The organism is Nocardia sp. NPDC060249 (assembly GCF_042728755.1).
Lineage (GTDB): Bacteria > Actinomycetota > Actinomycetes > Mycobacteriales > Mycobacteriaceae > Nocardia.
Window position 1 is genome coordinate 33358 of sequence record NZ_JBHXAQ010000021.1, and the last position, 25537, is coordinate 58894.

General features: G+C 68.5%; 26 protein-coding genes. 17 read left to right on the forward strand and 9 right to left on the reverse strand.

The window, feature by feature from the left end:
- Positions 1 to 187: 187 nt before the first annotated feature.
- Complete coding sequence (locus tag ACFWFP_RS33520) at positions 188 to 1153, reverse strand: GlxA family transcriptional regulator (RefSeq protein WP_379301859.1); 966 nt, start codon at positions 1151 to 1153, stop codon at positions 188 to 190.
- 120 nt (positions 1154 to 1273) lie between these two features.
- Between ACFWFP_RS33520 and ACFWFP_RS33525 the strand changes: the two genes are divergently transcribed.
- A complete protein-coding gene (locus ACFWFP_RS33525) occupies positions 1274 to 2206 on the forward strand; it encodes an NADP-dependent oxidoreductase (protein ID WP_379301861.1) in 933 nt (310 codons plus the stop codon).
- A 6-nt stretch (positions 2207 to 2212) separates the two neighbouring features.
- Here ACFWFP_RS33525 and ACFWFP_RS33530 read toward each other — a convergent pair whose 3' ends face one another.
- The 3 genes from ACFWFP_RS33530 to ACFWFP_RS33540 all read right to left on the reverse strand — a co-directional run bounded on the left by ACFWFP_RS33530 (position 2213) and on the right by ACFWFP_RS33540 (position 4397).
- Entirely contained in the window at positions 2213 to 3088 is an 876-nt protein-coding gene (locus ACFWFP_RS33530) for an oxidoreductase (protein ID WP_379301863.1), read from the reverse strand.
- A 37-nt stretch (positions 3089 to 3125) separates the two neighbouring features.
- The gene (locus tag ACFWFP_RS33535) at positions 3126 to 4043 is read right to left on the reverse strand and encodes an RNA polymerase sigma factor RpoD/SigA (RefSeq protein WP_379301865.1); all 918 of its coding nucleotides are present in this window, start codon (positions 4041 to 4043) and stop codon (positions 3126 to 3128) included.
- 81 nt (positions 4044 to 4124) lie between these two features.
- Positions 4125 to 4397, reverse strand: a complete 273-nt coding sequence (locus tag ACFWFP_RS33540) for a hypothetical protein (protein ID WP_379301867.1) — start codon at positions 4395 to 4397, stop codon at positions 4125 to 4127.
- A gap of 107 nt (positions 4398 to 4504) precedes the next feature.
- On the opposite strand from ACFWFP_RS33540, the gene ACFWFP_RS33545 reads away from it, so the two are divergent.
- The 4 genes from ACFWFP_RS33545 to ACFWFP_RS33560 all read left to right on the forward strand — a co-directional run bounded on the left by ACFWFP_RS33545 (position 4505) and on the right by ACFWFP_RS33560 (position 9313).
- Complete coding sequence (locus ACFWFP_RS33545) at positions 4505 to 5137, forward strand: TetR/AcrR family transcriptional regulator (protein WP_379301869.1); 633 nt, start codon at positions 4505 to 4507, stop codon at positions 5135 to 5137.
- A gap of 68 nt (positions 5138 to 5205) precedes the next feature.
- On the forward strand, positions 5206 to 7236 hold the full coding sequence (locus ACFWFP_RS33550) for an MDR family MFS transporter (RefSeq protein WP_379301871.1): 2031 nt from the start codon (positions 5206 to 5208) through the stop codon (positions 7234 to 7236).
- Between the two features lie 81 nt (positions 7237 to 7317).
- Complete coding sequence (locus ACFWFP_RS33555) at positions 7318 to 7953, forward strand: PadR family transcriptional regulator (RefSeq protein WP_379301873.1); 636 nt, start codon at positions 7318 to 7320, stop codon at positions 7951 to 7953.
- Between the two features lie 148 nt (positions 7954 to 8101).
- A complete protein-coding gene (locus ACFWFP_RS33560) occupies positions 8102 to 9313 on the forward strand; it encodes an FAD-dependent oxidoreductase (protein ID WP_379301875.1) in 1212 nt (403 codons plus the stop codon).
- A 39-nt stretch (positions 9314 to 9352) separates the two neighbouring features.
- Here ACFWFP_RS33560 and ACFWFP_RS33565 read toward each other — a convergent pair whose 3' ends face one another.
- The gene (locus ACFWFP_RS33565; protein WP_379301877.1) at positions 9353 to 10156 is read right to left on the reverse strand and encodes a helix-turn-helix domain-containing protein; all 804 of its coding nucleotides are present in this window, start codon (positions 10154 to 10156) and stop codon (positions 9353 to 9355) included.
- A 107-nt stretch (positions 10157 to 10263) separates the two neighbouring features.
- Between ACFWFP_RS33565 and ACFWFP_RS33570 the strand changes: the two genes are divergently transcribed.
- The gene (locus ACFWFP_RS33570; RefSeq protein ID WP_379301879.1) at positions 10264 to 11292 is read left to right on the forward strand and encodes an NAD(P)-dependent alcohol dehydrogenase; all 1029 of its coding nucleotides are present in this window, start codon (positions 10264 to 10266) and stop codon (positions 11290 to 11292) included.
- On the opposite strand, the gene ACFWFP_RS33575 is transcribed toward ACFWFP_RS33570, so the two are convergent.
- The 4 genes from ACFWFP_RS33575 to ACFWFP_RS33590 all read right to left on the reverse strand — a co-directional run bounded on the left by ACFWFP_RS33575 (position 11241) and on the right by ACFWFP_RS33590 (position 13874).
- The gene (locus ACFWFP_RS33575) at positions 11241 to 11963 is read right to left on the reverse strand and encodes a phosphatase PAP2 family protein (RefSeq protein WP_379301881.1); all 723 of its coding nucleotides are present in this window, start codon (positions 11961 to 11963) and stop codon (positions 11241 to 11243) included. The two genes, ACFWFP_RS33570 and ACFWFP_RS33575, sit on opposite strands and share 52 nt — an antisense overlap.
- A gap of 25 nt (positions 11964 to 11988) precedes the next feature.
- The gene (locus ACFWFP_RS33580; protein WP_266296076.1) at positions 11989 to 12213 is read right to left on the reverse strand and encodes a hypothetical protein; all 225 of its coding nucleotides are present in this window, start codon (positions 12211 to 12213) and stop codon (positions 11989 to 11991) included.
- A gap of 35 nt (positions 12214 to 12248) precedes the next feature.
- Complete coding sequence (locus ACFWFP_RS33585; protein WP_379301883.1) at positions 12249 to 13025, reverse strand: HNH endonuclease family protein; 777 nt, start codon at positions 13023 to 13025, stop codon at positions 12249 to 12251.
- Between the two features lie 198 nt (positions 13026 to 13223).
- Entirely contained in the window at positions 13224 to 13874 is a 651-nt protein-coding gene (locus ACFWFP_RS33590) for a phosphate uptake regulator PhoU (RefSeq protein ID WP_379301885.1), read from the reverse strand.
- Positions 13875 to 13978: 104 nt separating this feature from the next.
- On the opposite strand from ACFWFP_RS33590, the gene ACFWFP_RS33595 reads away from it, so the two are divergent.
- The 11 genes from ACFWFP_RS33595 to ACFWFP_RS33645 all read left to right on the forward strand — a co-directional run bounded on the left by ACFWFP_RS33595 (position 13979) and on the right by ACFWFP_RS33645 (position 25526).
- The gene (locus ACFWFP_RS33595; protein ID WP_379301887.1) at positions 13979 to 15070 is read left to right on the forward strand and encodes a calcium:proton antiporter; all 1092 of its coding nucleotides are present in this window, start codon (positions 13979 to 13981) and stop codon (positions 15068 to 15070) included.
- A 198-nt stretch (positions 15071 to 15268) separates the two neighbouring features.
- A complete protein-coding gene (locus ACFWFP_RS33600) occupies positions 15269 to 16114 on the forward strand; it encodes an MlaE family ABC transporter permease (RefSeq protein ID WP_378996636.1) in 846 nt (281 codons plus the stop codon).
- Positions 16114 to 16980, forward strand: coding sequence for an ABC transporter permease (locus ACFWFP_RS33605; RefSeq protein WP_101464148.1), 867 nt, complete (start codon positions 16114 to 16116; stop codon positions 16978 to 16980). Before ACFWFP_RS33600 ends, ACFWFP_RS33605 begins: the two co-directional genes overlap by 1 nt.
- A gap of 5 nt (positions 16981 to 16985) precedes the next feature.
- The gene (locus tag ACFWFP_RS33610) at positions 16986 to 18020 is read left to right on the forward strand and encodes an MlaD family protein (protein ID WP_379301889.1); all 1035 of its coding nucleotides are present in this window, start codon (positions 16986 to 16988) and stop codon (positions 18018 to 18020) included.
- Positions 18017 to 19021 carry an MlaD family protein gene (locus ACFWFP_RS33615; protein ID WP_379301891.1) on the forward strand — a complete coding sequence of 335 codons (1005 nt, stop codon included), beginning with the start codon at positions 18017 to 18019 and terminating at the stop codon, positions 19019 to 19021. Before ACFWFP_RS33610 ends, ACFWFP_RS33615 begins: the two co-directional genes overlap by 4 nt.
- Positions 19009 to 20028: an MlaD family protein gene (locus ACFWFP_RS33620; protein ID WP_379301893.1), complete on the forward strand. Its 1020-nt coding sequence runs from the start codon at positions 19009 to 19011 to the stop codon at positions 20026 to 20028. The genes ACFWFP_RS33615 and ACFWFP_RS33620 overlap by 13 nt, the downstream gene beginning before the upstream one ends.
- Positions 20028 to 21125 carry an MlaD family protein gene (locus ACFWFP_RS33625; protein WP_379301895.1) on the forward strand — a complete coding sequence of 366 codons (1098 nt, stop codon included), beginning with the start codon at positions 20028 to 20030 and terminating at the stop codon, positions 21123 to 21125. The genes ACFWFP_RS33620 and ACFWFP_RS33625 overlap by 1 nt, the downstream gene beginning before the upstream one ends.
- Complete coding sequence (locus ACFWFP_RS33630) at positions 21122 to 22174, forward strand: MlaD family protein (RefSeq protein WP_379301897.1); 1053 nt, start codon at positions 21122 to 21124, stop codon at positions 22172 to 22174. Before ACFWFP_RS33625 ends, ACFWFP_RS33630 begins: the two co-directional genes overlap by 4 nt.
- Positions 22171 to 23124 carry an MlaD family protein gene (locus tag ACFWFP_RS33635; RefSeq protein WP_379301899.1) on the forward strand — a complete coding sequence of 318 codons (954 nt, stop codon included), beginning with the start codon at positions 22171 to 22173 and terminating at the stop codon, positions 23122 to 23124. Before ACFWFP_RS33630 ends, ACFWFP_RS33635 begins: the two co-directional genes overlap by 4 nt.
- Positions 23125 to 23256: 132 nt before the next feature.
- Positions 23257 to 23901, forward strand: coding sequence for a hypothetical protein (locus tag ACFWFP_RS33640; protein WP_379301901.1), 645 nt, complete (start codon positions 23257 to 23259; stop codon positions 23899 to 23901).
- Between the two features lie 53 nt (positions 23902 to 23954).
- The gene (locus tag ACFWFP_RS33645; protein ID WP_379301903.1) at positions 23955 to 25526 is read left to right on the forward strand and encodes a Na+/H+ antiporter; all 1572 of its coding nucleotides are present in this window, start codon (positions 23955 to 23957) and stop codon (positions 25524 to 25526) included.
- Positions 25527 to 25537: the final 11 nt, after the last annotated feature.

Genomic DNA, 25537 nt, shown 5'->3' on the forward strand with positions numbered 1-25537 from the left:
GCGGCGGGCCTGGGGGGGGGCCCCGGGGGGCCCGCCCCCCCCCCCCCGGGGGGCGGCCGCGGCGGCCCCCCCCCCCGGGGGGCCCTCGCCCGGGGACGGCCGCGAACCCGCCGCTGCGCGGCGGGGCCCTCCTCGAGGTCGGGCCGTGGGGGTCGGGAGTGCTGGTGATGGAGCTCTGGTTCGCGGGTCAGCGCCGCGTCCCCGCCTGGAAGGTCTGGCGGTAGGCGGTGGGGGAGACGCCGATGGCGGTGGACAGGTGCTGGCGCAGGGAGGCGGCGGTGCCGAGGCCCGAGTCGGCGGCGACGCGGTCGATGGGCAGGTCCGTGGCTTCGAGCAGGTGGCGCGCGTGGCCGACACGTTGCTGCGTCAGCCATTGGCCGGGTGGGAGGCCGGTTTCCTCGCGGAAGCGGCGGCAGAAGGTGCGCACGCTCATGCGAGCGTGGGCGGCGAGTTCGGTGAGCGGGAGCGGGCGATCCAGGTGGGTCATGGCCCAGGCGCGGGTGGCGGCGGTCGTCGCGGTGCTGGGTTCGGGGATCGGCCGGTCGATGAACTGGGCCTGTCCGCCTTCGCGCCACGGCGGCACGATGCACAGGCGGGCGACCTGATTGGCCACCGCGCTGCCGTGATCGCGGCGCAGCAGGTGCAGGCAGGCGTCGATACCGGCGGCGCTGCCCGCTGCGGTGAGGATGCGTCCTTCGTCGACGAACAGCACGTCGGCATCCATTCTGACCTGTGGGAACAGCGTGCGAAACCGGTCGGCTTGTCGCCAGTGCGTGGTCGCGGGGCGGTCATCGAGCAAGCCGAGGGCGGCGAGGACGAACGCCGCGGTGCAGATCGACACGATGCGGGTATCCGGCCGGAGCCGACCCAGCGCAGCGGCCAGGTCGGCGGGCATCCACTCCTCCTCGGGGGCGTCACACGCGGAGAACGGCGGAATCACGACGGTGTCGGCCTGGTCGAGCGCACTGCTGTCGTAGCCGACGGCGATGGTGAAGTCGGCGTTCGTCGACACCGGCGCCCCGTCGAGGCTGCAGGTGCGCACGTCGTAGAGCGCGGCGCCGTCGGGATCGGTCGCCGTGCCGAAGATCCGGGCGGGGATCCCCAATTCGAACGGATAGACCCCGTTCAGCGCCAGAACCACGACACGATGCATGGCAAGATTCTTGCACATATTGACATTCTTGCCACTCGTCGGCTGATCGCGCACCCGGCATCGTGGACCGCATACGGCCGTTCGCAGCGAAACGGCCGGGGAGACACAGGGAGACGCGACATGCGGGCAATCGGTCAGGACACCTTCGGCGGACCCGAGGTCCTGCGTGTGATCGAGGTCGACAAGCCCAGCCCCGGACCGGCGGAGGTGCTGATCCGCGTGCACGCGGCCGGAGTGAATCCGACCGATTCCTGGCACCGCGCCACCGGCGGGCTCCTCGGCGCGATCGCGCCACTGGGGTGGGATGTGTCCGGTGTGGTCGAGGCCGTCGGCGTCGGTGTCACCCTGTTCGCGCCGGGCGACGAGGTCTTCGGCATGCCGCGCCAGCCGCGCGCCGCGGGTGCCTACGCCGAGTACCTCACCGCACCGGCCCGCCACCTCGCGCGCAAGCCGTCGAATCTCACCCACGTCGAAGCTGCCGCACTGCCGCTCGTCGCGCTCACCGCCTGGCAAGCGCTGGTCGATACCGCCGAGGTGCGGCCGGGCCATCGGGTGCTGATCCATGCCGCCGCGGGCGGGGTGGGTCATGTCGCGGTGCAGATCGCCAAGGCGCGCGGCGCGTACGTCATCGCCACGGCGCGCGCCGGCAATCACGACTTCGTCCGCGACCTCGGCGCCGATGAGGTGATCGATTACACCGCAACAGATTTCGTCGACGCGGCCGAGGGCATCGACATCGTCCTCGACACCGTCGGCGGCGAATACGGCCCGCGCTCGCTGCGAACCCTGCGCCCCGGCGGCATCATCGTGTCGCTGGCCTCTCCGGCGGAAGCGGCCCTGGTGGAGATGGCACGTCCGCTCGGCCTGCGCGCCGGGTTCATGATCGTCGAAGCCGACGGTGCGGGCCTGCGCGCCCTCGCGGACCTGGTCGAAGCCGGTGCGCTGCGACCACATGTGGAAACCGTCCTGCCACTGGATCTCGTGAGCAAGGCCCACGAGATCAGCGACAATCAGCGCACCCGCGGCAAGATCGTGCTCAGGGTCGCGGAGTGAGGATCATCAGAACTTGTAGCTGATTCCGGTCATCCGCTCGGATTCCTCCCACAGCCTGCGCAGCAGCTCGGGATTGCGCGAGATCTTGCTCGACGGGCACGCCTCGACCGGTCCCTGCGACTGCATCAGCCGGTTGGGGCCCCAGTACACGGTGGGGTCGGCGTCCGGCTCGGTGGCCGCGAACAGGGTGGAGTGGGCGGCCTTGTGCGGCGGGTGGCCGATGAGCTTGATGAACGGCTTGCTCACCTTGTCGAGCGGGGTCTCGGTGCGGGCGAACAGGTCCGTGGCCGAGACCCCGGGGTGCACGGCGTAGGACTTCTTCGCCGACCCGGCCTCGGTGAGCCTGCGTTGCAGTTCACGGCCGAACATCAGGTTGGCGAGCTTGGCTTGGGCGTAGGCGAGATTGCGCTGGTAGCGGCGGTTCTCGTAGTTGAGGTCGTCGATCCACAGCTTCGGGGTCTGCTTGTGGGCGATGCTGGCGATCGAGATCACCCGATCGCGAACGCGGTCGAGCAGTAGTCCGGTGAGCGCGAAGTGGCCGAGGTGGTTGACGCCGAACTGGGTCTCGAACCCGTCGGCGGTGCGCGAGAACGGGATGTTCATCAGGCCCGCGTTGTTGATCAGCACATCGAATTCGCCCTGCTGCGCGGCGAATTCGCGCACCGAAGCCAGATCGGCCAGGTCGAGTGCGGCCACCCGCACGTCACCGGGGACGGCGTCGGCGATCGGCTGTGCTTTGCTTGCGTTGCGGCAGGCCATGATCACTGTGGCGCCCTTGCCCGCGAGCACCTTGGTGGTCTCGGCACCGAGGCCGCCGTTGGCCCCGGTGATCACGAACGTGCGCCCGGACTGGTCCGCGATATCAGTTGGTTTCCATGCCATGGCGCTATCTTACTCTGGAGTAAGATAGGAGGGAAGCTCAGCCCAGCAATCCGGTCAGCGTACGGGTGCAGGCCGGTTTACGCAGTTTGATCATGGCTTTCGCCTCGATCTGGCGTGCCCGTTCCCGGGAGAAGCCGAGCGCCGAACCCACCTCCTCCAGCGTGCGCCCCTCGCCGCGATCGAGCCCGAAACGCAGCCGGATGACGGCGGATTCGCGTTCGGTGAGCACCTTCAGCGCTCCCTCGACATAGCCGCCGAGCATCTGGTCGGCGACCACATCCGCGGGGGCGGGCGCGGTGTCGGGGAGCAGTGAGCCCAGATCGGTGTCCTCGCCGACGGGCGCGTGCAGCGAAACCGGCTCGGCTTCGTGCCGTAGTACCGCCTCGACCTGAGCGACGGTGAGGTCGGCGCCGGCGGCCAGTTCTTCGGCGGTGGCCGCGCGTCCCAGCTGGTGGGCCAGCTCGCGCCGCACCCGGATCACCCGGTGCAGTACATCGGCCACGTTCGACGGCAGCCGGATCGTGCGCCCCTGATCGGTGAGCGCGCGGCCGATCGACTGCCTGATCCAGTACGTCGCGTACGTGGAGAGCTTGAGTCCGCGTTCGTGGTCGAACTTCCCCACCGCACGCATCAGCCCCAGCGTGCCCTCCTGGATCAGATCGAGCAGCGACATCCCGGTGCTGGTCGGGAACCGGCGCGCGATGGAGACGACCAGGCGCAGATTCGCCCGCACCATGTGATCTTTCGCGCGCAGTCCGTCGAGCTCGGTGCGGCGCAGCAGTTCTCGTCGTGCGGCGGTGAGTTCGGCACCGGCCGCGGCGATCTCGGCACGCGCGGCCGCACCCGCGGCGATCCGCGCGCCGAGGGCGTATTCCTGTTCGGCGGTCAGCAGGGGAGTGCGTCCGATGGCGCTCAGGTAGTCGCGAATGGGATCGGCGGTGACGGTGGTGGTCAAGAGAACTCCCGTTCGATGCTGGGCTGGTGACCGGTGGGGTGAGGGAGCCCCACCGGTCGGGTTACTCGGGGATCGCAGTGACTACTTGCCGGGAATCCGGATGGGGCGGCGCACGGCCGTCGATCGGGTCTGCGCGCCGCGAATGGCCGAGCCGGTGCCACGTCGCCGTTGCGCCGGGAAAGACGCTTCGGCGCGGCGGGCCGCCCGGGGGAGGGGTTGCGGCGCGGTCGTGATCTCGCGGACCGCGTCGTCGAGTGAACGTCGCATCGTCGTGAATCGGGCCATATCGGCTGCTCCTTCGGTGGTGGAACGGGTGATGAGGGGCTCGGCGGCGATATCGGGTCCGTGCGGCATGCGCTGTCTCCTTCGATCGTGTCGCTGGCGGCGACGGGCATGAACTTAGAACGAACCTAAAAATATGTCAAGAACAAATTTAGGACGGGTTCAGATATGCTGGTGACATGACGACGCAGCAGGGCCTCCGTGCCAGGAAGAAGCAGCAGACCAGGCAGCAGATCTCGGACCGGGCGACCGAGCTGTTCTTGGCCCGTGGATTCGACCAGGTGACCATCGCCGAGGTGGCCGCGGCCGCCGACGTCTCGAAGATGACGGTCACCAACTACTTCCCCCGCAAGGAAGACCTGGCGCTCGACCTCGGCGAGATCTACATCGATCAGCTCGCCTCGATCGTTCGGGAACGCGCGCCCGGCCAGTCGGCACTGGCCGCGCTGCGCCACGCTTGCCTGACAGCCATCGCGGCGCAAGACCAGCTCATCGGCTTCAGCGGCGAGCCGTTCGCCAGGATGATCGCCGACAGTCCGGCGCTGACGGCGCGCGGGCGCGACTTACACGACGCCCGCCAACTGGCGCTGGCCGACGTGCTCGCCGCCGAGACGGGCGCCGCGCCCGAGGACATCACCCCGCGCGTTGCCGCGGCCCAGATCGCCGGTGTGCAGCGGGTGCTGTTCAACGAGATCATGCGCCGCACCCTCGACGGCGAATCCAACGCCGAGATCGCCGCCGCGCTGACCCGCGATGCCGAGATCGCGTTCGACACGCTCGAACCCGGCCTGGGAAACTACGCCGTCCGCTGACCGATCGGTGGCGATTGCTGCCGTGTCACTGGGCTCCCGCACCGGACCTGAAAGCCCATACTGAGGCAATGCCGGATGGTGTTGCTGTAGACAAGCCCGTCGAGCCGATGAGCAAGGCGAAGATCAACATCATCTTCGCGACCGTCGTGCTCGGCATGCTGATGGCCGCACTCGACCAGACCATCGTCTCGGCGGCGCTGCCCTCGATCGTCGCCGACCTCGGCAGCGCCGGGCACATGGCCTGGGTGGTGACCTCGTATCTGCTCGCCGAGGCCGTCGCGACCGTGCTCGCGGGCAAACTCGGCGACCTGTTCGGCCGCAAGCTGCTGTTCCAGATCAGCGGCATCATCTTCATCGCGGGCTCGGCGCTGGCCGGCGTCGCGGGCGGCATGGGCGTGCTGATCGTGGCGCGCGGCATCCAGGGCGTCGGCGCGGGCGGGCTGATGGTCACCTCGATGGCCCTGATCGCCGACACCATTCCGCTGCGCGAACGCGGCAAGTATCAGGGCGCGCTCGGCGCGGTGTTCGGCGTGACCACCGTGGTCGGGCCCACCCTGGGCGGGTTGTTCACCGACCACGCGAGCTGGCGCTGGTGCTTCTACGTGAATGTGCCGATCGCGATCATCATGGTGGTGATGGCGGCGCGCACGCTGCCTCGCCTGCGCGCGGTCACCCGGCCGGTGATCGACTACCTCGGCATCGGCCTGATCGCGCTCGGTGTGTCGGCGCTGATCCTCGGGCTCGAGTTCGGCGGCAGCGAATATCCGTGGGGCTCTTGGCAGATCATCGGTTTGTTCGTGCTCGCCGCCGTGCTGATCGCCGGGTTCGTGCTGGTGGAGAACCGCGCCAAGGAGCCGATGCTGCCGATGCGGCTGTTCAGCAGCCGCGTGTTCACCGTGTCGTCGGTGCTCAGTTTCATCGTCGGTTTCGCGATGCTCGGCTCGATGACCTACCTGCCCGCCTATCTGCAATACGTCGACGGGGCGACGGCCACGGTCTCCGGTGTCCGCACCCTGCCGCTGGTGGTCGGCCTGTTCGTCACGTCGGTCTTCTCCGGTCAGGTCGTCGGGAAGACCGGGCAGTACCGGTACTTCCCGATCGTCGGCATGGCGGTGATGGCCCTCGGCCTCGCCCTGATGTCGACGATGGGCCGCGGCACCAGCGTCTGGCTGGAATCGCTGTACATGCTGATCCTGGGCGCCGGGCTCGGCCTGTCGATGCAGGTACTCACCATCGTCGTGCAGAACACCGTGCCCTACGCCGATCTCGGCACCGCCACCTCGGGGGTCACCTTCTTCCGCACCCTGGGCAGCGCGTTCGGCACGGCGGTCTTCGGCACGCTGTACAGCAACCAGAGCAAGTCCGCGCTGGCGCAGGCTGTGCAGCAGGCCCCTGGCGTCTCGCCAGAGGCGGCGGCGAATCCGAAACTGCTGCGCGAGCTACCGCTGGAGCAGTCCGCGCCGATCATCGACGCCTACGCGGAGTCGATCGACTACGTGTTCCGCTGGGTTGTTCCGGTGGCGCTGGCCGGTTTCGCCGTCGCCTGGTTCCTGCCGCAGGTGCGGCTGCGTGACAGCGCCCGCCACGGCGCGGGCGATGTCGGCGAGGGTTTCTCGGTACCCGATTCGCACGACCGGGTGGTGCAGCTGGAACGGTCGGTCGCCACGACGGTGCGCAAGGCCAGGGCGGAGAAACCGCTGATTCCCGAGATCGTCGCGGCCTCGGGCAGCACGCTGAGCCCGGACTCGGCGTGGGCGCTGGGACAGGTGTACCTGTACGCCAAGGAGGCGGTGCCCGCCACGGTGTACGGCATCGCCTACCGGCACCGGCTGCCGGTGGAGGTGCTGTCGCCGGTGTTTCGCCAGGCCGTCGCGGCGGGTCTGTTGCACGACGACGGGGGCACCCTGTCGCTGACCGCCGACGGCGATGTCGAGGTCGACAAGCTGCGCGCGGGCTGGCGGCGCTGGCTCGGCGACCGCCTCGACGACTGGAATTCCGAGGATCCGGCCGACCGTGCGCTGCTCGACGAGGCGCTGTCGAAGATCGCGGCCAAGCTGCTCGACCAGGGCGCTGATAGCGGCGAGGTATCGAAAGTCTGAATTCGGTTGTCGAGTCCGCTGGACGAACCTTGCCGCCGAATACTCGTAGACGTATATTCGTAGACGAGTAAGGAGGCGGTCATGGCTACCAAGCGCAAAGTGAACAACCTGCTGGCGCTCGCCGTGCTCTCGGTGATCGTGCAGCGTCCGATGCACCGCTACGAGATCGCCGCCACCCTGCGCGCACACGGCAAAGACCGCGATATGGACATCAAGTGGGGCTCGCTCTACACCGTCGTGCAGAACATGGAGAAAGCCGGATTTCTCGAGGTCATCGGCAGTGAACGCGACGGCGCCCGCCCCGAGCGGGTGATCTACCGGATCACCGACGCCGGCCGCGCCGAGATGGCGGACTGGACCCGCGAACTGCTCGCCGCGCCCGAGCCCGAACATCATCGGTTCACCGCGGGCCTGTCGATCCTGGCGGTGCTGGCGCCGGACGAGGTGATCGTCCTGCTCGGCACTCGCATCGCGGCACTGGAACGAACCATCGAGACCACCAGGGCCGAGCTCGGCGCCCTGACGCTGCCGCGATTGTTCCTCGTCGAATCCGAATTCGGCCTGGCGATGCTGGAAGCCGAGGCGAACTGGGCGCGTTCCCTGCGTGACGAACTGGCCGCGGGCACCTTCGAAGGCCTCGAACTCTGGCGGCAGTGGCATGTCGACGGCATGCCCGCCGAACAGATCCCCGAGCTCGGTGAGAGGGGGAACGACTAGCTCAACCCGGAAGACCCCGGACCCGGTGGCGTGCGGCAACACTCCACCGAGCCCGAGAAACCGTTCCCGAAACCAGGCGCACCCGGCCACGAGGTGAGGCAATCTCAGGATAGCCGGGTGGCGCCGACAGCAGATCTGGAGATCACCCATGTCCACCACCCGTTCCGCATTGATCATCGGCGGCGGCATCGCCGGGCCCGTCGCCGCCACCGCCCTGCACAAGGCAGGCATCCACGCCCACGTGTACGAGGCCTATTCCGGTCCCTCCGAGGGCATCGGGTCCGGGCTCGCGCTGGCGCCCAACGGTGTCGCGGCGCTCGACATCATCGGCGCAGGCGACGCGGTGCGCGAGATCGCCCTGCCGGTCGCGCAGATGCGACTGCGCGTCAGCGGCCGCGAACACGTCATGCCGGTGCTGGCCGACCAGCCCCCGCTGCAGGCTGTCGACCGCGGCGAATTGCACCGCACCCTGCACGATCACGCGGTCGCCGCTGGCGTGCCGTTCAGCTACGACAAGCGGCTGACCCACGTCGACGAACACCCCGACGGCGTCACCGCGCACTTCACCGACGGATCCACCGCCACCGCCGATGTCCTGGTCGGCGCGGACGGAATCCGTTCCACTGTGCGCGGTCTGATCGATCCGGCGGCGCCGGGCCCCGACTACACCGGCATGCTCGGATTCGGTGGACTGGTCGACTGCGACCTGGATCTGCCCGACGACACCATGGTGTTCGCCTTCGGCGCCAAGGCTTACTACCTGTACTGGAAGCTGGCCGACGGTCGCGCGGTGTGGGGCGCGAATCTGCCGAGCAAGCAATACCTTTCGCTCACCGAAGCACGGGCCGTCCCGGCGGAGCACTGGCTGCGCGTGCTGCGCGAGACCTACGCACCCGACTCACCGGGCGCCGAGTTCGCTCGTCGCACCACCGCGCAGAGCCTCGAGATCGTCGGCGCGCTGCACATCATGCCGCCGGTGCCGCACTGGTATCGCGATCGCCTGGTCCTGGTGGGCGATTCGGTGCACGCACCGTCGAACAGCTCCGGACAGGGCGCCTCACTCGCGATCGAGAGCGCGGTGCAGCTCGCTCGCTGCCTGCGCGATATCTCGGCACCCACCGAGGCTTTCGCGATGTACGAGCAGTTGCGCCGGTCTCGGGTGGAGGGCATCGCGGCCCGCGCGGCCAAGATCAATCACAGCAAGACCCCCGGACCGTTCGCCCGCAAGGTGATGAACGCGATGATGCCGCTCATGGTCAAGACCGTGATGAACCCGGAGAAGACCATGGGTGCCGAACGGCGTTACCGCATCGATTGGGACGCGCCGGTGCAGGCGGAATCCGTCACTGCCGCATCGTGATCCGGGCGGCCCCGGGTCGACCGTGATCGGGGGCCGCACTCACGGTGTCGTTCGGTGACGCGCCGCGCGCAGCCGCAGGATGCGCGCGGTTTCCGCGTCGGCGGGCAGAAAGGCCTCCAGGTGGAGTTCGGCGAGGGTGACGTCGGTGGCGGTCGCGAAGGAGGTGAGGGTGGTGATCAGGCGCAGGTCGCCGTCGGGGGTGTGCAGGTGCAGGGGGACGGCGAAGCCGACGTGGTCAGGCCCGGGGCAGGCGGCGGGGAGGTAGCTCGACAGCTCGGCGATGAGCTGGTCGAGGGCCGGATCAGGGGTGTGCGCGGATCGGACTCGCAGCGAATCCATGATGTGTCTGCCCCAGTCGGGGAGGTTGCGCACGCGCGGGGCGACGCCGTCGGGGTGCAGGGCAAGGCGAAGGACATTGATCGGCGCGCGCAGCAGTCGCGGGTCGACACCCTCGGTGAACAGGTCGAACGCGGCGTTGGCGGTGACGAGTTCGCCGCGCGGCCGGGCCACCAGCGCCGGGTAGGGCAGGTGCCCGTCGAGGACCGCGCTGATGGCCTCGCGCACCGGCGCCAATTCCGGTGCGGCCAGGTCGCTTTCGGGGAACACCGGCGCGAAGCCTGCGGCCAGCAGCAAGGTGTTGCGGTCGCGCAGGGACAGCTCGAGCGATTCGGCCAGCCGCACCACCATCGTGCGACCCGGCTGTGATTTGCCCTGCTCGAGGAAGCTCAGGTAGCGCTGGCTGGTCTCGGCCCGGATCGCCAGGTCGAGCTGGCTGACCCGGCGCAGCGTGCGCCAGCGACGCAGTTGCGGGCCGAAGCCGGTCGTTGGCGGCGCGGTCGTCATGACCGGAGTAAACCGCGTCGACCGCCGCCCTCATTCCCGCCGACGGGCCGGCTCCCATACCCTGCGGGGAATCGCGCGGTCGCACCGTCACAGTCAGAGTTGTTCCCATGTCCGACAACGAACTCCACACCGATCACGCTTTCGCCTACCACCTCGACGGTGGTCTCACACGGTCCGCCCAGCAGCGGCCGCAACCGGGCCCGCATCAGGTCCTGGTCCGGGTCCGCGCCGCCTCGGTGAACCGCCGCGACCTGATGCTGATGGACGGCACCTACCCGTTGCCCGCTACCGCGGGCATCATCCCGCTCTCCGACGGCGTCGGCGAGGTGATCGCGCTCGGGCCCGAAGTGACCCGGGCGGGAATCGGCGACCGGATCACCGCGAGCTACTTCGTCCACTGGGTGGACGGTCCGCAAACCCTCGCCACGGCCGCCGAACAGTACGGCGCGAACTACGACGGATTCCTCGCCACGTACGCGCTCATCGAAGAGGATTCGATCGTGCACGTGCCCGCGCATCTCACCGACGCGGAGGCGGCGACCCTGAGTTGCGCGGGCCTGGTCGCCTGGTCGGCGCTCACCACACCCGGTCCGCCCGTACCCGGTGCGCGCGTGCTCACCGTCGGCAGCGGCGCGGTGGCGCTGTACGCGATCCAGTTCGCGAAAATTCTCGGTGCCGAGGTCATCTCGATCACCTCCAGCCGGGCGAAGGCGGACAGGTTGCGCGCGCTGGGCGCCGACGCGGTGATCGACCGCACCGTGACCGCGAACTGGGGTGACGCGGTGATGGACATGACCGGGACCGGCGCCGAGCACATCGTCGACGCGGTCGGCCTGCCCACCCTCGAACAATCGGTGCGCGCGGGCGCGTACAACTCGACGGTGACGATGGTCGGCGCGATGGCGCCCGCACCGGGTAGCGCACTGCCGGACAACCCGTTCGGCTCCTCCTACCTGGCCATCCGGCGCATCGCGGTCGGCAGCCGCGCCGGCTTCGAGGCGATGAACCGGTCGATCACCGAGCACCGTGTGCGCCCGGTGATCGACCGCGAGTTCGATGCCGACAAGGCCGTCGACGCCTACGACTACCTGCGTTCGGGCGCCTCGTTCGGCAAGGTCGTGATCGCGGTGGGCTGAGGGCACAGCACCCGGGTGAAGGCGGTGACGCACAGGACGAGCCACAGCAGCCCGATGATCCAGCCCGCGAGCACGTCGGTGGTCCAGTGCACGCCCAGATAGATGCGCGACAACCCGACGGCGACGGGAGAGACGACCGCGAACACGGTAGCGCTCACCCGGGCCCAGTGCCTGCGCAGACGCGGGATCACCGCGATCGCCACGATGCCGACGACCACCGTGGAACCGAGCGTGTGGCCCGACGGATACGACAGGCTCGGTTCGAAGACCAGCCGGGACGCCTCGGGTGGCCGATGGCGTCCGACGAGGCGTTTGATCACCCACACCAGCACCCCCGCCCCCAGCGAGGTGAGCGCCACCAGGGCGGCGACCGGCAGATTGCGCCGCAGGGCGAACCAGCCGACGGTGACCACCGCCAGAATCGTCATCGACAGCGTGCCGCCCAGGTCGGTGATCACCGTGGCGACGTCGGTGAGCGCTTCGCCTCGGTGCGCGATCATCCAGTCCAGTACCGCGGTGTCCATCGCGCTGACACCGCTGGTGACCTGCCAGGTGAGGGCGGTGATCAGCACGGCCGCGATCGCGATCAAGGCCGCCACGATCGGCGTCCGACGGCAGAACGAGGTCAAGGCGACCTCGGTGGGCGGTGGTTGTCGATAGGCAGTCGGCATAGCTACCAGATTGCCAGTTCGAGCCTCAGGCTTCGAAGACCACCGTGTTTCCCGCGACGTCGCGGGTGCCCGCGTCCTTCTTGATCGCCTTCACCAGGTCGGCGACGCAGTCCCAGGTGCGTGGCGGCTCGCAGTCGATATTGCCGATCGTGTACCAGGTATCGGTGCCGCGGTAGCGGACGAGGCCCTTGCCCGCGTCGTCGAGCATGACATCGAGCTCGCCGGACACCGTCCCTTCCTCTTCGGTCATGACGGCGCATTCGGCGGTGATCTCGATGGGATCGCTTATTTGAACTCTCCTCTGCGGAGGCAGTCATCGACTGCGGTGCGCAACGCGGTGTGCTCGGCGGTATCAACGGTCAACGCATATTTTACCTTCACCTTGACGTAGTGCTCCACATAGGCACACCGGAAGTTGCCGGGCGGCAGGTAGTTCGCGGGGTCCTGATCACCCTTGGAACGGTTGGCCGAGGGGTCGGCGGCGACCAGGTTCATCGAGTCGTTGGCGATGCGGCGGCGGGTGTCCTCGTCGCGGTCGGCGGCGCCGGATCGCCACGCTTCGGCAAGGGCCACAATGTGTTCGGCGTCGACCTTGGACGGATCGGTGATGAATTTGTAGGGCCCGAGTTCGCCGGTCTTCTTGTCGATGAAGCCGTAGTGGTCCTGCCAGCCGCCACCGGCTGCCACCAACAGGTCGCAGGTCTTGGCGTCGAGGGTGACCTTGCCGTTGGCGTCACGCAGCATCATCACTTCGCGGCTGGTGCATTTCGTGTACTGGGCCAGGTCGCCGGTGAAGCCGTGCTCGGGCTTGTTGGTGTCCCAGTGCGGGAACTTCTCGCGCGTGTAGCCCGTCATCGGGCCTTCCTTCGCGACGACGAGAGTGGCGACCAGATCGCCGACTTCCTTGCCCGACACCGTCGCCGCGCCCGCGGCGCCGGGCCCCGGACTCACCTTGTCCAGCAGCGAGTTCGAGCAGGCGGCCACCACGGCCAGGCATACCGCCGCTGCGAAGGCGAGCAGGGCTCGTCCCAGGGGAGAACCGATGATCGAAGACCACTTCATGCCCGTACCGCCCAGATGCTCCGTCGAAAAATGAACCGGCACAACCTAACGGCCGCGCCGGGTGTCGTCAGTGATTGTCCGCTATGAGGTTCCGCACAGCACAGCGTGAACTGGTTGCGACTCAATAGCGTTCATCTATCGACGGAGGTGACCATCGACATCGAGACGCAAACCCATGGTGACAGAGATCACCATCGATCAGTCGGACAGTGATCCCGATTCGGGCGGAATGCCGGTGTCGAGGAACCGAATCAGGCGCGCGATGCGGGCGGCGTGGTCGACGCACCGCTGGAATTGGCTGCCGAGCAACGCCATATCGATCGCGGCTTCGGTACTCACGTCGGCTTCGGTGAGGGCGGTACGCAACTGCTTGCACAGCGTCTCCATCGCCTCGACGTCGGTGCCGTCCCCGGCGGCGAACCGCCCGCTGGCCACCGACGCACTCACCCGCGCCACGCACCCGGCCGCGAGCGTGCCCATCGACACGAGCTCGGCGATCACCGGCGCGGGCGCGACCGCGGCCGGATGGGCCCGATAGACGTACTGCCCAGCGGTTTCGGTGCGCCTGCCGATCCGCGACAACTCACCGGCGACCTGAATCGCGGTCACCACATGACGCAGATCCCGCGCCACCGGCGCCTGCAACGCGAGCAGCGCCATGGTGCGGGATTCGCACGCGGCGAACATCAGCTGTAGCTGCTCGTCGAGCGCGAACACCTCATAGGTGGCGGCGAGGTCGGCACCGGCCAGCGCCTGGGTAACCCGCTCGGTCGCGTCATGGGCGACGCGCGACATCAGGGTGAGATCGTTGGCCAAAGCGACGAGCTCGAGGGTGAACTGGGTCCGCACGCGCTGAATTGTTCCCCATCGAGGGGTCGTGAGTGAATCCATCGCCGAGATCCGCGCGGTGACGATTCCGGGTGTGCCCGGTCGTAACTGGAAGGATGGGGGTCATGATTGCCGCGTTGACGACTAAATGGACCCTGTACGTGCCCATCCTCGCCGCGCTCGTGCTCGTACTCAGCTGGGGGCGTTCCGTACCGGGATTGATCGTCGCGCTGGTGAGTGTCGCGCTGGTCGGCGCGGTGCTCTCGGCGGTCTATCACGCGGAGATCGTGGCTCACCGGGTCGGTGAACCCTATGGCTCACTGGTCCTCGCGGTGGCGGTGACCGTGATCGAGGTCGCGCTGATCGTCACGATGATGATCTCCGGCGGCGACAAGGCGGCCTCACTGGCTCGCGACACCGTGTTCGCCGCGGTGATGATCACCTGCAACGGCATCTTCGGCTTGGTGCTGCTGGTCGGCGCGCTGCGCAGGCGGGTGGCGGTGTTCAACGCGGAAGGGACCGGTGCCGCCCTGGCCACCGTCGCGACCCTGGCCACGCTGAGTCTGGTGTTGCCGACCTTCACCACCAGCGCCCCGGGCCCGGAGTTCTCGCCCGCGCAGCTCGCTTTCGCCGCGGTCGCCTCGCTGGCGCTCTACGGGCTGTTCGTGATGGTGCAGACGGTGCGGCACCCCGACGACTTCCTCCCGGTGGAGGACGGCGGGGCGGTCGACGACAGCGACACCCACAGTCACGCGCCGTCCAACCGGGTCGCGTTGATCAGCCTCGGGATGCTGGTGCTGGCCCTGGTGTGTGTGGTCGGCCTGGCCAAGGTGGTCTCGCCCGCGCTCGAATCGGCGGTGGCCTCGGCCGGCTTGCCGCAGTCCGCGGTGGGTGTGGTGATCGCGATGCTGGTGCTGTTGCCCGAGACGATCGCCGCGGTGAACTCCGCGCGCCGCAATCAGGTGCAGATCGGTTTGAACCTGGCGCTCGGCTCGGCGATGGCCAGTATCGGCCTGACCATTCCGGTGATCGCGATCGCCACCATCTGGTTGAGCGGACCGCTGGTGCTGGGTCTGGGCGCCACCCAGATGGTGCTCCTCGCGCTGACCGTCGTGGTGAGCACGCTGACGATCGTTCCCGGCCGCGCGACCCTGTTGCACAGCGGCGTTCACCTGGCGTTGTTCGCGGCGTTTGTGTTCCTGGCCGCAAGCCCGTAGCTGGAGTGTTGCGGATCACATGGCAGGTAGATCTGTCATGGAAACCGCGGAAAAGCGACGAGGGTCACCCATCGGAAATTTTGTTGTGACGCAGAGTACCGGTTAGCTTGCTGGAGTTGGCACCGACGCCGAAGCCAGAGAGTGCGGTATGAAAATCACCAAGCCCCGTGCTTCACGAGCGGCCCGGAGGCATTCCTGATGTCTACCGATCTGCACTCCGCGAAGCCGGATTCCGCTACCCAGATCGTCCGCAAGAACTTCACCGATACGGTCGTGTCGTCGCTGCGGACCTTCGGGCGTGCGGTAGATCTCGCACAGCAATCGGTCGGCGGCTCGTTCTCCGACATCGCCCGCAGGCAGTTCCAGTGGCGGGAGACCCTCGTGCAGGCCTGGCGCCTGATCACGGTCACCGCCATTCCCGCGATCCTGATGGCGATCCCGTTCGGCGTGATCGTCTCGGTCCAGGTCGGCAACCTGATCCACAGCCTCGGCGCCGACTCCATGCTCGGCGCCACCGGCGGCCTCGGCGTGATCAAGCAGGGCGCCCCCATCGCCACCGGCTTCCTGCTCGGTGGCGCGGGGGCGGCGGCGATCGCGGCCGACCTCGGCGCGCGCACCATCCGCGAGGAGATCGACGCGCTCAACACCATGGGCATCAACCCGGTGCACCGGCTCGTCATCCCGCGCCTGGCCGCCATGCTGCTGGTCGCGCCGATGCTCAATGTGCTGATCATCTTCGTCGGCGTGCTGGCCGGTTACGCGGTCGCCGTCGGCGGTCAGGGCGTGACCCCGGGTAGCTACTGGTCGACGTTCGGTTCGTTCGCGACCGCCGGTGACGTGTGGGTCTCGCTGCTCAAGGCGCTGATCTTCGGCTTCCTGGTCGTGATCATCTCCTGCCAGCGCGGACTAGAGGCCAAGGGCGGTCCGCGCGGTGTCGCCGACGCGGTGAACGCGGCGGTGGTGCTCTCGGTCGTCTCGATCGCGATCGTGAACCTGCTGGCCAGCCAGATCAGCGCCATGTTCCTGCCGACGAAGCTGGCGTGATGGCTGCCTCGTCGTACATCCCCACCTCGCTGCACTGGCTGCGCAAGCCCGCCCGCCTCGGCAAGCGAATCGTCACCGCCGGCGAATCGCTCGGCTTCGTCGCGGTGTTCGTCTGGCAGGTGCTGTCGTCGGTGCCGCTGACGCTGCGCCGCTACCGGGACGAGACGCTGCGCGCGGTCACCGATATGACCTGGGGTCGCGGGTCGATCATCGTCGGCGGCGGCACCGTCCCGATGATGATCGTGCTCGGTCTGGTGATGGGCGCTTCGGTGGGCGTCGAATCGTTCGCCTCACTCGACATGCTCGGCATGGGCCCGGTCACCGGCGTGATCTCGGCCTACGCGACCACCCGTGAACTGGCCCCGATCGCGGCGGCCATCGGCTTCGCCGCCCAGGCGGGGTGCCGGATCACCGCCGAGATCGGCGCGATGCGCATCTCCGAGGAGATCGACGCGATCGAGGCGCTCGGCCTGCGTTCGGTGCCCTACGTCGTCACCACCCGGGTGATCGCGGGCGCCATCGCCATCGTGCCGACGTTCCTGATCGCGCTGATCCTGGCCTATGGCGCCTGCCGCGGGCTGCTCACGATGGTCTACGGGCAGTCGGCCGGGGTGTACGACCACTACTTCTTCCAGTTCATCTCCGGCTTCGACATGATCGCCGCGGTGATCAAGGTGGCCGTGTTCGGCACGGTCGTGATCCTGGTGCACGCCTACTTCGGGTTCTTCGCCACCGGCGGCCCCGAGGGGGTCGGCATCGCCTCCGGTCGCGCGGTGCGCGCCAGCTCGGTGGCCATCATCGCCATCGACATGGTCCTCACGATCATGCTCTGGGGCTTCAACTCGGCGATCAGTTTTACGGGGTGAACTAGATGCCTAACTATGGAATGCCCGGCGTCGCGGCCGATCGGCGCACGTCGCGGCTGACCGGCGTGATCATCTTGTCGGTGATCGCGGCGATCGCACTGGCCTATGTCACCTACTCGAATCTGCGGACCGAAGACGGTCTGCGCATCGCGCTGCACACCGAACATCTCGGTGACGGCATCAGCGCGGGCAGCCAGGTCCGCGTCGACGGCGTGACCGTCGGCGAGGTCGCCGAGGTGACCCCCGGCGCGCGCGGCACCCAGCAGATCGCGCTGCTGCTCGACACCGAGCGACTGGTCGGCATCGACGACAGCCTCGCGATCGACTACGCCCCGACCAACCTGTTCGGCATCGCCGAGATCGAATTGCGCCGTGGCGCGGGCGGTTCGCCGCTGCGCGAGGGGGCGGTCCTCGACCTCACCGGCCCGAACAACGACCGGGTCTACGACGCGACGATGAGCGCCATCCTGCGCAGCCTCTCGCAGGTCGGCATGACCGTGACCAGCCCGCAGATGGCCACGGTCATCTCCCAGCTGGCCGCCGACTTCAAGGCCTTCACCCCGCTGGTGCAGGCCCTGATCACGGTCTCCAAGACCATCGCCGACAACCAGGACGTGATGCCCTCGGAGCTGTTCGGCAAGCTCGGTCCCGCCTTCGACGGCGGCGGCGAGTTCGCGAGCGCCACCATGAAGGTGATCGACCAGCTCAGCGACATCCGGGTGACCCAGGTCGACAAAGAGCGCTACGACATCGGCGTCGGGGTGATCGGCGGCTCCATCCTGCCCGCGCTCACCACCACCGTGAGCACCGCGGGCGGGCACTTCGCCGAAACCACCGACATGCTCGCGCCGATGCTGCTCGCGCTGGCGCAGATGTCGCCGAACCCGCGCCGGACCGGTGCTGATCTCACCGCTCTGCTGCAGAACCTGCGCGGCGCGATGCCCGACGGCCCGAACGGACCTGTCCTCAATCTCGACGTCGAGCTCAGCGGTGTCCCCGGCATCGCGGTGCCGCTGTTCGGAAAGGCCGGTGGGCGATGAAGATTCGCGGAACCGCACTGCGCCTGGGCGTCTTCAGCCTGGTGATGATCGCCATCCTCGGCATGGTGTTCACCCTGATCAAGCGCCCGGTCGACGGTGACACCAACGCCCACGACGCGCTGTTCACCGACGCCAACGGCCTCAAGGTCGGCAACGACGTGCGGATGTTCGGCGTCCAGGTGGGCAAGATCGAGAAGATCAGCCTCGAAGGCGACAAGGCCAAGGTCGCGATCACGGTCAAGACCGACACTCCGATCTACGACAACTCCAAGCTGGCCATCCGCTACCAGAACCTCACCGGCCAGCGCTATATCGACCTGCAGCAGGCCCCCAACCCGGGCGAGACGATCGCGGCGGGCGCGCGGATCGGTGCCAACATGACCGTCCCGTCCTTCGACGTGACGAGCCTGTTCAGCGGTCTCAAGCCGGTGCTCGCCACGCTGTCGCCGGAAGCGATCAACCAGTTCACCGCCAGCATGCTCGCCGTGATCGAGGGCGACGGCACCGGCCTCGGCCCCGCGCTCACCGCGATCGACCAGCTCGCGAGCTATGCCGATGACCGGCAGCAGGTGATCAGCACGCTGATCCACAACCTGTCGGAGCTGTCCGAACGCCACGGCGGCAAGGTCGGGCACCTGGTGCCGCTGCTGGCCCGGCTCACCGACATCTTCGAGGCGATGCAGCGCAATATCGGCGGTGTCGCGCAGTTCGCGATGACCGCGCCCTCGGTGCTGGCGCCGGTGGACCGGTTGCTCGCCTCGCTCGGCCTGGTCGAGGGCGGCGGCGCCGATGTCGACGCGATGATCCGCGCGCTGTTCCCGAATCCTCAGGAAGCCGTCGAGGTTTTCGGCAAGCTTCCCGGTCTGCTGGCCACGGTCGACGCCTCGCTCGCGCGCGGTTTCGCCGACTTCACGCCGCACTGCAGCAACGGCGCCGCCGAGGTGCCCGCGCCGTTGCAGGTGCTGATCGCCGGACAGAAAGTCACCGTATGCAACCGCTGAAGAAGCTCGCCGGGATGTTCGCCGGTGATCGCCCGATCCCCGATGCGGCGGGCAAACTCGCACGGGAACTGCGGATGGGGATCATCGGCCTGAGCCTGGTCGTGCTTTTCGTCATCGCCGCGGGTGTGGTCTACGTGGTGCCGCTGGGCAAGCACACCTACACCGCCGAGCTCAGCGAAGCGCAGTCGGTGCGCGAGGGCGACGACGTGCGCCTGGCCGGTATCTCGGTCGGCAGCGTCACCTCGCTGGAACTGAAGCCCGACAAGGTGCTCATGCGGTTCACCGTGAAAAACGATGTCTTCGTCGGTGATCAGACATCGCTGGATGTCCGCATGCTCACCGTGGTCGGCGGTCACTACGTGGCGCTCTACCCCGCGGGCTCGAAGCCGCTGGGGGACAAGGCGATTCCGGCTGATCGAATCCGCCTGCCCTACAGCCTGATCGAGACCTTCCAGGACGCGACCGCGCCCCTGGCCGCCGTCGACGGCGACACCGTGCGCAACAACCTGGCCGCCGCGAACTCCGCGATCGCGACCTCGCCGGAGGCATTGCGCACCACGCTGGACACCGTCGGCAAGTACGTCGACATGCTCGACCGCCAGCGCAGTCAGGTGTCGAAGTCGATCGCGGTCGTCGACGAGTACATCTCCATGTACGACGACGCCAAGTCCGATCTGGGCAGGCTGATGGACAACGTCAACCTCCTCGAAGACCTGCTGCTGAGCAAGAAGGCCGAACTGGCCGAAGCGGTTCGACTGCTCACCTCGGTCGTGAATCGGCTGGCCGGTCTCGCGCCGACCTGGGAATCCACCATGAAACCGCAGGTGCAGGCCCTGGCCGACACGCTGCCGCGACTGCAAGAACTCGGCGGCAGGCTCGAGCCCGTCATCGCGACCGTGGGTGCGCTGCAGACGAAGCTGTCGCAGCTCACGACTCCCGAAGCCGGTGTGGTGGTCGACCAGTCGAGCGCCCGTGTGTGCGTACCGCTGCCCGGGAAGGCGTGCTGATGCTGAAACGACTGCTCGGATCCCAGGCGTTCATGTCGATCGCCGGTGTCGCGGTGCTCGTGGCGCTGGTGGTCGGTGGCTACTTCGTCGCCTTCGATCCGCTGAAGAAGACCGAATCCTATTGCGCGCTCATGCCCGACGCGATCGGCCTCTACCCGGGTAACCACGTCACCATGCGCGGCATGGACGTGGGCGAGGTGACCGCGGTGCGCAACGAGGGCGCCAAGGTGCGGGTCGAGTTCGAGGTCGACGCCGATTTCCCGGTCTACTCCGACGCTTCCGCGACCACGGTGGCGTATTCGGTCGCGGCGGACCGCAACCTGGCGGTGCTCACCAGCGGCAAGACCGCGCCCCCGCTGGCGGGCGGCTGCATCACCAAAACGCTGACTCCCAAGAGCATCACTGAAACTCTCACCGCGCTGGCGAGCCTGTCCGATCAGCTCTCCGGCGGCGCCGCGGGCGCGCCGAGCGCCCTGTCCGACGGCCTGTCCTCGCTGAACCGGGCGACCGAGGGCACCGGCCCGACGGTCAACGAACTCATCCACAAGCTCGGGTCGGCGATGAACAAGCCCGACGCCGACATCGGCCATCTCGCCAGTCTTTTCGACGCGTTCGCCTCGGTCTCGAACCGGGTCGCCGCCAACTGGGGTGACCTGCAGACGATGCTGGTCCGGCTGGCTCCGCTGCTCAACATGGCGTCGGACGACCTGCTCGGCCCGGCCACCTCGCTGTTCGACGGTCTCGGCGAGGTGTTGCCGATGCTCAACGACATCGCCGTCATCCTCGGCGACCCGTTGATCGGCGCGCTCGACGACACGGTCCCGCTGGTGAAGTTGTTGCGCGCCAACGTCGGATCGCTGAGCGAGATCGTGGCGAAGATGCCCGCGCTCGCCTCCGCCTTCCGTAGCGCCACCGATCCCGCGGGCGGCACCGCGATCACCTACGCGCCGCCGAAGGTCGCGTTGCCCGTCGGTGAGGCCGACCAGGTGTGCGGCGCGGTGAACGAGCTGATTCCGGGGCAGTGCCCCGACCCGGCGCAGGGACTGGCCGATGTGAATCTCGTGCAGGTGGTGCTGGGAATGGCAGGTGCTCGATGAACACCCGGAAGATGTTGCGGCGCAGTGCGATCGCACTCGTCGTCGCGGCGGGGCTCGCGGTCGGCGGCTGCGGTTTCGACCCCGCCGAAGTGCCCGTGCCCGGCTCGACTGTCAGTGGTTCGACCTACCGTGTGCAGATCGAGTTCAGCAGCGCGCTGAACCTGCCCGCGAAGTCGAAGGTGATCGCCAACGGCGCCGAGATCGGCATCGTCGACGGTGTGCGGGTGGTCCAGCCCGCCGACGCGCCCGCGGGCCGTGGCGGTTATGTCATCGTCGAGGCCGACATCCTCGACACCGTGCAGTTGCCGGCGAAGTCCATCGCCGAACTGCGCCAGGACACCATCCTCGGCGATATCCATCTCTCGCTCACCACGCCGAAGGACGGCTTCGGCGACCTGCTGCGCGACGGCGGCACCATCCCGATCGAGCGCACGAAACCGCCGGTGCAACTGGAAGACACGATGGCCACCATGGCGCTGTTCGTGCAGGGCGGCGCGATCGGTCAGCTGCAGGAGATGCTCGGCCGGATCAACTCGGTGATGCCGCAGGATCCGAAGGAAACCGCGCGCATCTCCGCGGTGATGGGCGCCGACGCCGCCGACCTGGCCGCGCACCTGGATCAGGTCGACCTGCTGGTCAACGGCCTGTCCCGCAATGCGGCGATCCTGCACGACGACACCGAACAAGCCCTGACCGACATCCTCACCCCCGAGGCCGTCGCCTCGCTGACCGGCACGCAGGACTCGATCGCCAAGACCATGAAGATCTTCGACGCGCTCGGCCCGGTCGGTTCCTCGCTGACCTGGCTGGCCCCGATCGCGAGCTCCGGTGACGCTGCCGCGACCGCGTTCCTGCCGCTGGCCACCGGCGGCTCGGCGGACCTGCGCTCCTCGACGAACATGGCGCTGCTCACCGCCCTGCTGCGCGACAAGATCATCCCCTTCGCCGAACGCGGGCCGAAGGTGAACGTCACCGGTGTCGAGGTGTCCGAAGAAGACCAGCTGGCGCAGATCGTCACCGCGCTGCGGATGATCGGAATGGTGCGATGAAGCTCGGTGCCCTGGCCTCCCTCGGTGGCATCGCCGCCATCACCGTGCTCGGCGCGAGCTATCTGACCTTCGGGGTGGTGCGCGTCGACCCGTTCGCCGACTACACCGCGGCCTCGATCGAGATCGCGAATTCCGGTGGCCTCAGCGTCGGTTCGCCGATCCTGCTGACCGGCATCGAGATCGGTGAGGTTACCGGCGTCGACACCTCGGCGAGCGGTCGCGTGCGGGTCGGGTTCCGGTTCGGCGCCGAGCACAAGGTGCCGATGAGCAGCGTCGTCACCATCGAACACCTGTCCTCGCTCGGCGAGCCGTACGTGCAGTTCGTGCCGCGCGACGCGGGCGGCCCCTATCTCGCCGACGGGCAGCGCCTGTCCGGGGAGAACGTGCGCACCCCGATGTCGATCCCCGAGGTGGCGCGGCTGGTCACCAAGACCGTCGAGCAGCTCGATCCCGTGGTCGTCGGCTCTCTGGTCGACACCCTCGGCACGGCGATGGCAGGCACCGAGAACGTCGTCCCCGAGCTGGCACGGGCGGGCGACCTGCTCGCGGCGGCGCTCATGAGCCGCGCACCGGCGATCGGCGAGTTGCAGAACAACTTCGAGTACGTCTCCGGCGATATCGGCTGGGCCGGGCCTGCCACCTCGGCCGCCGCGCCCGCCTTCATTCGGTTGAGCCAGGTGATCGACCAGTTCGTCGAATCGGTCGGCCGGGCCACCGAAGGCGATCCGCAGATGTACCTGCGCGACGGCGGCCTGGTGCCGTTGCTCGAGCAGCTCACCGCCAAGCTGAACGAGCTCGGCCCCGAGCTCTCCGCGCTGCTGCCCGGGCTGCGCCCGCTCACCGAATCGGTGACCGCGACCGCTCCGCAGCTCGATCTGAGCGCACTGATCGCGCAGGCTCTGCACAACACTGACGCCGACGCGGTGAAGGTGCGGGTCGCGATCAAGTAAACATCTGGCAACCATCGGATATAGGTATCGGCCCTGGCCAGTGGTTGTTCCGTCGAGCGGAGCGATCTGCGAGCAACCGTGCGGTAGCGTGACCGAACGAGGGGAGACCCGGTCCGCGGCAAAGGCGGTGCGATGGCAGAGAGCAGCGAGGGTCCGCACACGCGGACCGGCAGCAGTACTCGGATGATCGCGATCGCGGCGGTGCTCGCCGCGATACTCGCGCTGGTGGTCGCGCTCGGCCTGGTGATGCGCGCCGATCAGGGTGGTGACGACAACCCGTCGGTGAACCCGATGGGATCCGACGCCAACGGTCTCCCGATCGCCGAGCCCGATCCGGATAAGGAATTCGCGCCCCCGTGGCCGGCCAGGCGGGTCGGCGGGAACTGCTCGGCCGGTGGCATCGTCGCCCATTGGCGTGTCCACGACGACGGCAATTGGCAATGCACGGTGACCACCCCCGACGCCCTGCCCCCGGCAGCGGCCCCCGCGCCCCCGCCGCCACCTCCGCCGCCCGGAACCGAACCCGCCCCTGAGCCCGTGCCGGCGGAGGCGCCTGCGCCGCCGCCCGCCTTCGAGCCCCCGCCCCCACCCCCGCCGCCGCCCTCCGACGAGCCGCCCGCCTACGAGCCGCCGCCGCCCGTGCCCGAGCCGCCCCCGATCTTCGAGCCCGAACCCGCCCCGGCGCCGCCCCCACCACCTCCGCCACCCCCGGTCCTGCAACTCCCGTTCCCCCTTCCGCCGATCCTGCTCCCACCGGCGGCGGCCGTCCGACCCTGACCGGCGGCGGGTCGATCCCCGCGTGCCACCGATGTCGGTGAGACTGGTCAGCTATGGACCAGTTGGTGCTGACTCTGGTGATCCTGCTCGCGGCCGTGCTCGCCGAACCACTCGGCGCGCGCCTCGGTCTCGCGCCGTCGATCCTGATGACAGTGTTCGGCTGCCTGCTCGCGCTGATTCCGGCGGTGCCGACCTTGCACATCCCGCCCGAGCTGATCCTGCCGCTGGTCCTGCCGCCACTGCTCTACGCCGCCGCGCGCCGCACGTCCTGGCGGCAGTTCGCGGAGAACTGGCAGATCATCGCGCTGCGCGCGGTCGGGCTGGTGATCGTCACCACGATCGCGGTCACCGCGGTCTTCTCCGCGTGGAATCCCGCCACCGCGGTCGCCGCGGGCCTGGTGCTCGGTGCCCTGGTCGCCCCGCCCGACCCGGTCGCGGCCACGTCCATGGCGGGCAGCCTCGGCCTGCCACGCCGGTTGATCGTGACCCTCGGCGGCGAAGGGCTGTTCAACGATGTCACCGCGATCGTCATCTACACGGTCGGCATCCAGGCAGTCGTCACCGGCCTGTTCTCGCCGTGGCACGCGCTCGGTGACTTCGCGATCGCCGCGGTGGTCGGCGTCGCCGTCGGCCTGCTGCTCGGCTGGCTCGGCAGCAAGCTCACCAAGTATCTGGATACGGCCACCGGCCAGGTCGCGGTGAGTCTGCTGTTGCCCTTCGCCGCCTACGGCATCGCCGAGCACTGGGAGGGCTCGGCGGTCCTCGCGGTGCTGGTCTGCGCGCTGTATCTCACCGACGCCGTGACCGAAATCGGTGACCGCGACTATCGCCTGGTCGCCGACTCGTTCTGGGACATCACCGAAATGCTCATCACCGGTTTCGCCTTCGCCCTGATCGGCCTGGAATTGAGGGTGGTCATCGACACCACCGGACACAACTGGCCGGGACTGGCCGGTGTCACCGTCGCGGTGATCGCGGTCGTCGTGGGATTGCGCCTGGCCTGGCTGATGGCCACCTGGGCGATCAGCAGCAAACTGCCCAACACCGACGAACCGTTCACCTGGCGCGAGGTGATCGTCACCTGGTGGGCGGGCATGCGCGGGGTCGCGACGGTGGCGCTGGCACTGGCCGTGCCGTTCACCCTCGACACCGGTGCCGACTTCCCCGCGCGCTCGGAGATCCTGTTCATCGCGTTCGCGGTCGTGCTGTTCACCCTGCTCGTGCAGGGCCCGACCCTGCCACTGGTGGTCCGCCTCACCGGAGTGCACGCCGACACCCGCCAGGAACGCGCCCTCGAACAGGCACTCTGGACCAGGGTCGTCAATGCCGAACTCACCGAACTCAAAGTGATCGCCGCCCGCGACAACCTCCCGGAAGACGTCTACGAGGACCTCAAGTCGCTCCTGCGTCGGCTGTCCGCCAAAGCCGATCCCGAGGCCGCCGACGCCGACGCGAAAGCCACGCTGGACAAGGAACGCAAACTCGCCTCCCAGATGCGTGCGGTCCGCGCCGCCGTCACCGAGGCGGGCCGCCGCGAAGCCCAAGCCGCCCGGCGCGAACCCGGCATGCCCCCGGATGTCGTCGACCGAGTCACCCGCAGGCTCGACCTCGGCCCGATGCATTGAACGCGCGTCGT

What these genes read in the sequence shown, in the direction of transcription:
- ACFWFP_RS33540 (WP_379301867.1), bottom strand. Translation starts at nt 4,397, where the DNA reads ATGCCGCACGGACCCGATATCGCCGCCGAGCCCCTCATCACCCGTTCC.
- ACFWFP_RS33530 (WP_379301863.1), bottom strand. Translation starts at nt 3,088, where the DNA reads ATGGCATGGAAACCAACTGATATCGCGGACCAGTCCGGGCGCACGTTC.
- ACFWFP_RS33640 (WP_379301901.1), top strand. Translation starts at nt 23,257, where the DNA reads ATGGCAGAGAGCAGCGAGGGTCCGCACACGCGGACCGGCAGCAGTACT.
- ACFWFP_RS33635 (WP_379301899.1), top strand. Translation starts at nt 22,171, where the DNA reads ATGAAGCTCGGTGCCCTGGCCTCCCTCGGTGGCATCGCCGCCATCACC.
- ACFWFP_RS33645 (WP_379301903.1), top strand. Translation starts at nt 23,955, where the DNA reads ATGGACCAGTTGGTGCTGACTCTGGTGATCCTGCTCGCGGCCGTGCTC.
- ACFWFP_RS33605 (WP_101464148.1), top strand. Translation starts at nt 16,114, where the DNA reads ATGGCTGCCTCGTCGTACATCCCCACCTCGCTGCACTGGCTGCGCAAG.
- ACFWFP_RS33570 (WP_379301879.1), top strand. Translation starts at nt 10,264, where the DNA reads ATGTCCGACAACGAACTCCACACCGATCACGCTTTCGCCTACCACCTC.
- ACFWFP_RS33615 (WP_379301891.1), top strand. Translation starts at nt 18,017, where the DNA reads ATGAAGATTCGCGGAACCGCACTGCGCCTGGGCGTCTTCAGCCTGGTG.
- ACFWFP_RS33575 (WP_379301881.1), bottom strand. Translation starts at nt 11,963, where the DNA reads ATGCCGACTGCCTATCGACAACCACCGCCCACCGAGGTCGCCTTGACC.
- ACFWFP_RS33550 (WP_379301871.1), top strand. Translation starts at nt 5,206, where the DNA reads ATGCCGGATGGTGTTGCTGTAGACAAGCCCGTCGAGCCGATGAGCAAG.
- ACFWFP_RS33520 (WP_379301859.1), bottom strand. Translation starts at nt 1,153, where the DNA reads ATGCATCGTGTCGTGGTTCTGGCGCTGAACGGGGTCTATCCGTTCGAA.
- ACFWFP_RS33610 (WP_379301889.1), top strand. Translation starts at nt 16,986, where the DNA reads ATGCCTAACTATGGAATGCCCGGCGTCGCGGCCGATCGGCGCACGTCG.
- ACFWFP_RS33545 (WP_379301869.1), top strand. Translation starts at nt 4,505, where the DNA reads ATGACGACGCAGCAGGGCCTCCGTGCCAGGAAGAAGCAGCAGACCAGG.
- ACFWFP_RS33555 (WP_379301873.1), top strand. Translation starts at nt 7,318, where the DNA reads ATGGCTACCAAGCGCAAAGTGAACAACCTGCTGGCGCTCGCCGTGCTC.
- ACFWFP_RS33620 (WP_379301893.1), top strand. Translation starts at nt 19,009, where the DNA reads ATGCAACCGCTGAAGAAGCTCGCCGGGATGTTCGCCGGTGATCGCCCG.
- ACFWFP_RS33565 (WP_379301877.1), bottom strand. Translation starts at nt 10,156, where the DNA reads ATGACGACCGCGCCGCCAACGACCGGCTTCGGCCCGCAACTGCGTCGC.
- ACFWFP_RS33525 (WP_379301861.1), top strand. Translation starts at nt 1,274, where the DNA reads ATGCGGGCAATCGGTCAGGACACCTTCGGCGGACCCGAGGTCCTGCGT.
- ACFWFP_RS33625 (WP_379301895.1), top strand. Translation starts at nt 20,028, where the DNA reads ATGCTGAAACGACTGCTCGGATCCCAGGCGTTCATGTCGATCGCCGGT.
- ACFWFP_RS33560 (WP_379301875.1), top strand. Translation starts at nt 8,102, where the DNA reads ATGTCCACCACCCGTTCCGCATTGATCATCGGCGGCGGCATCGCCGGG.
- ACFWFP_RS33580 (WP_266296076.1), bottom strand. Translation starts at nt 12,213, where the DNA reads ATGACCGAAGAGGAAGGGACGGTGTCCGGCGAGCTCGATGTCATGCTC.
- ACFWFP_RS33585 (WP_379301883.1), bottom strand. Translation starts at nt 13,025, where the DNA reads ATGAAGTGGTCTTCGATCATCGGTTCTCCCCTGGGACGAGCCCTGCTC.
- ACFWFP_RS33595 (WP_379301887.1), top strand. Translation starts at nt 13,979, where the DNA reads ATGATTGCCGCGTTGACGACTAAATGGACCCTGTACGTGCCCATCCTC.
- ACFWFP_RS33600 (WP_378996636.1), top strand. Translation starts at nt 15,269, where the DNA reads ATGTCTACCGATCTGCACTCCGCGAAGCCGGATTCCGCTACCCAGATC.
- ACFWFP_RS33630 (WP_379301897.1), top strand. Translation starts at nt 21,122, where the DNA reads ATGAACACCCGGAAGATGTTGCGGCGCAGTGCGATCGCACTCGTCGTC.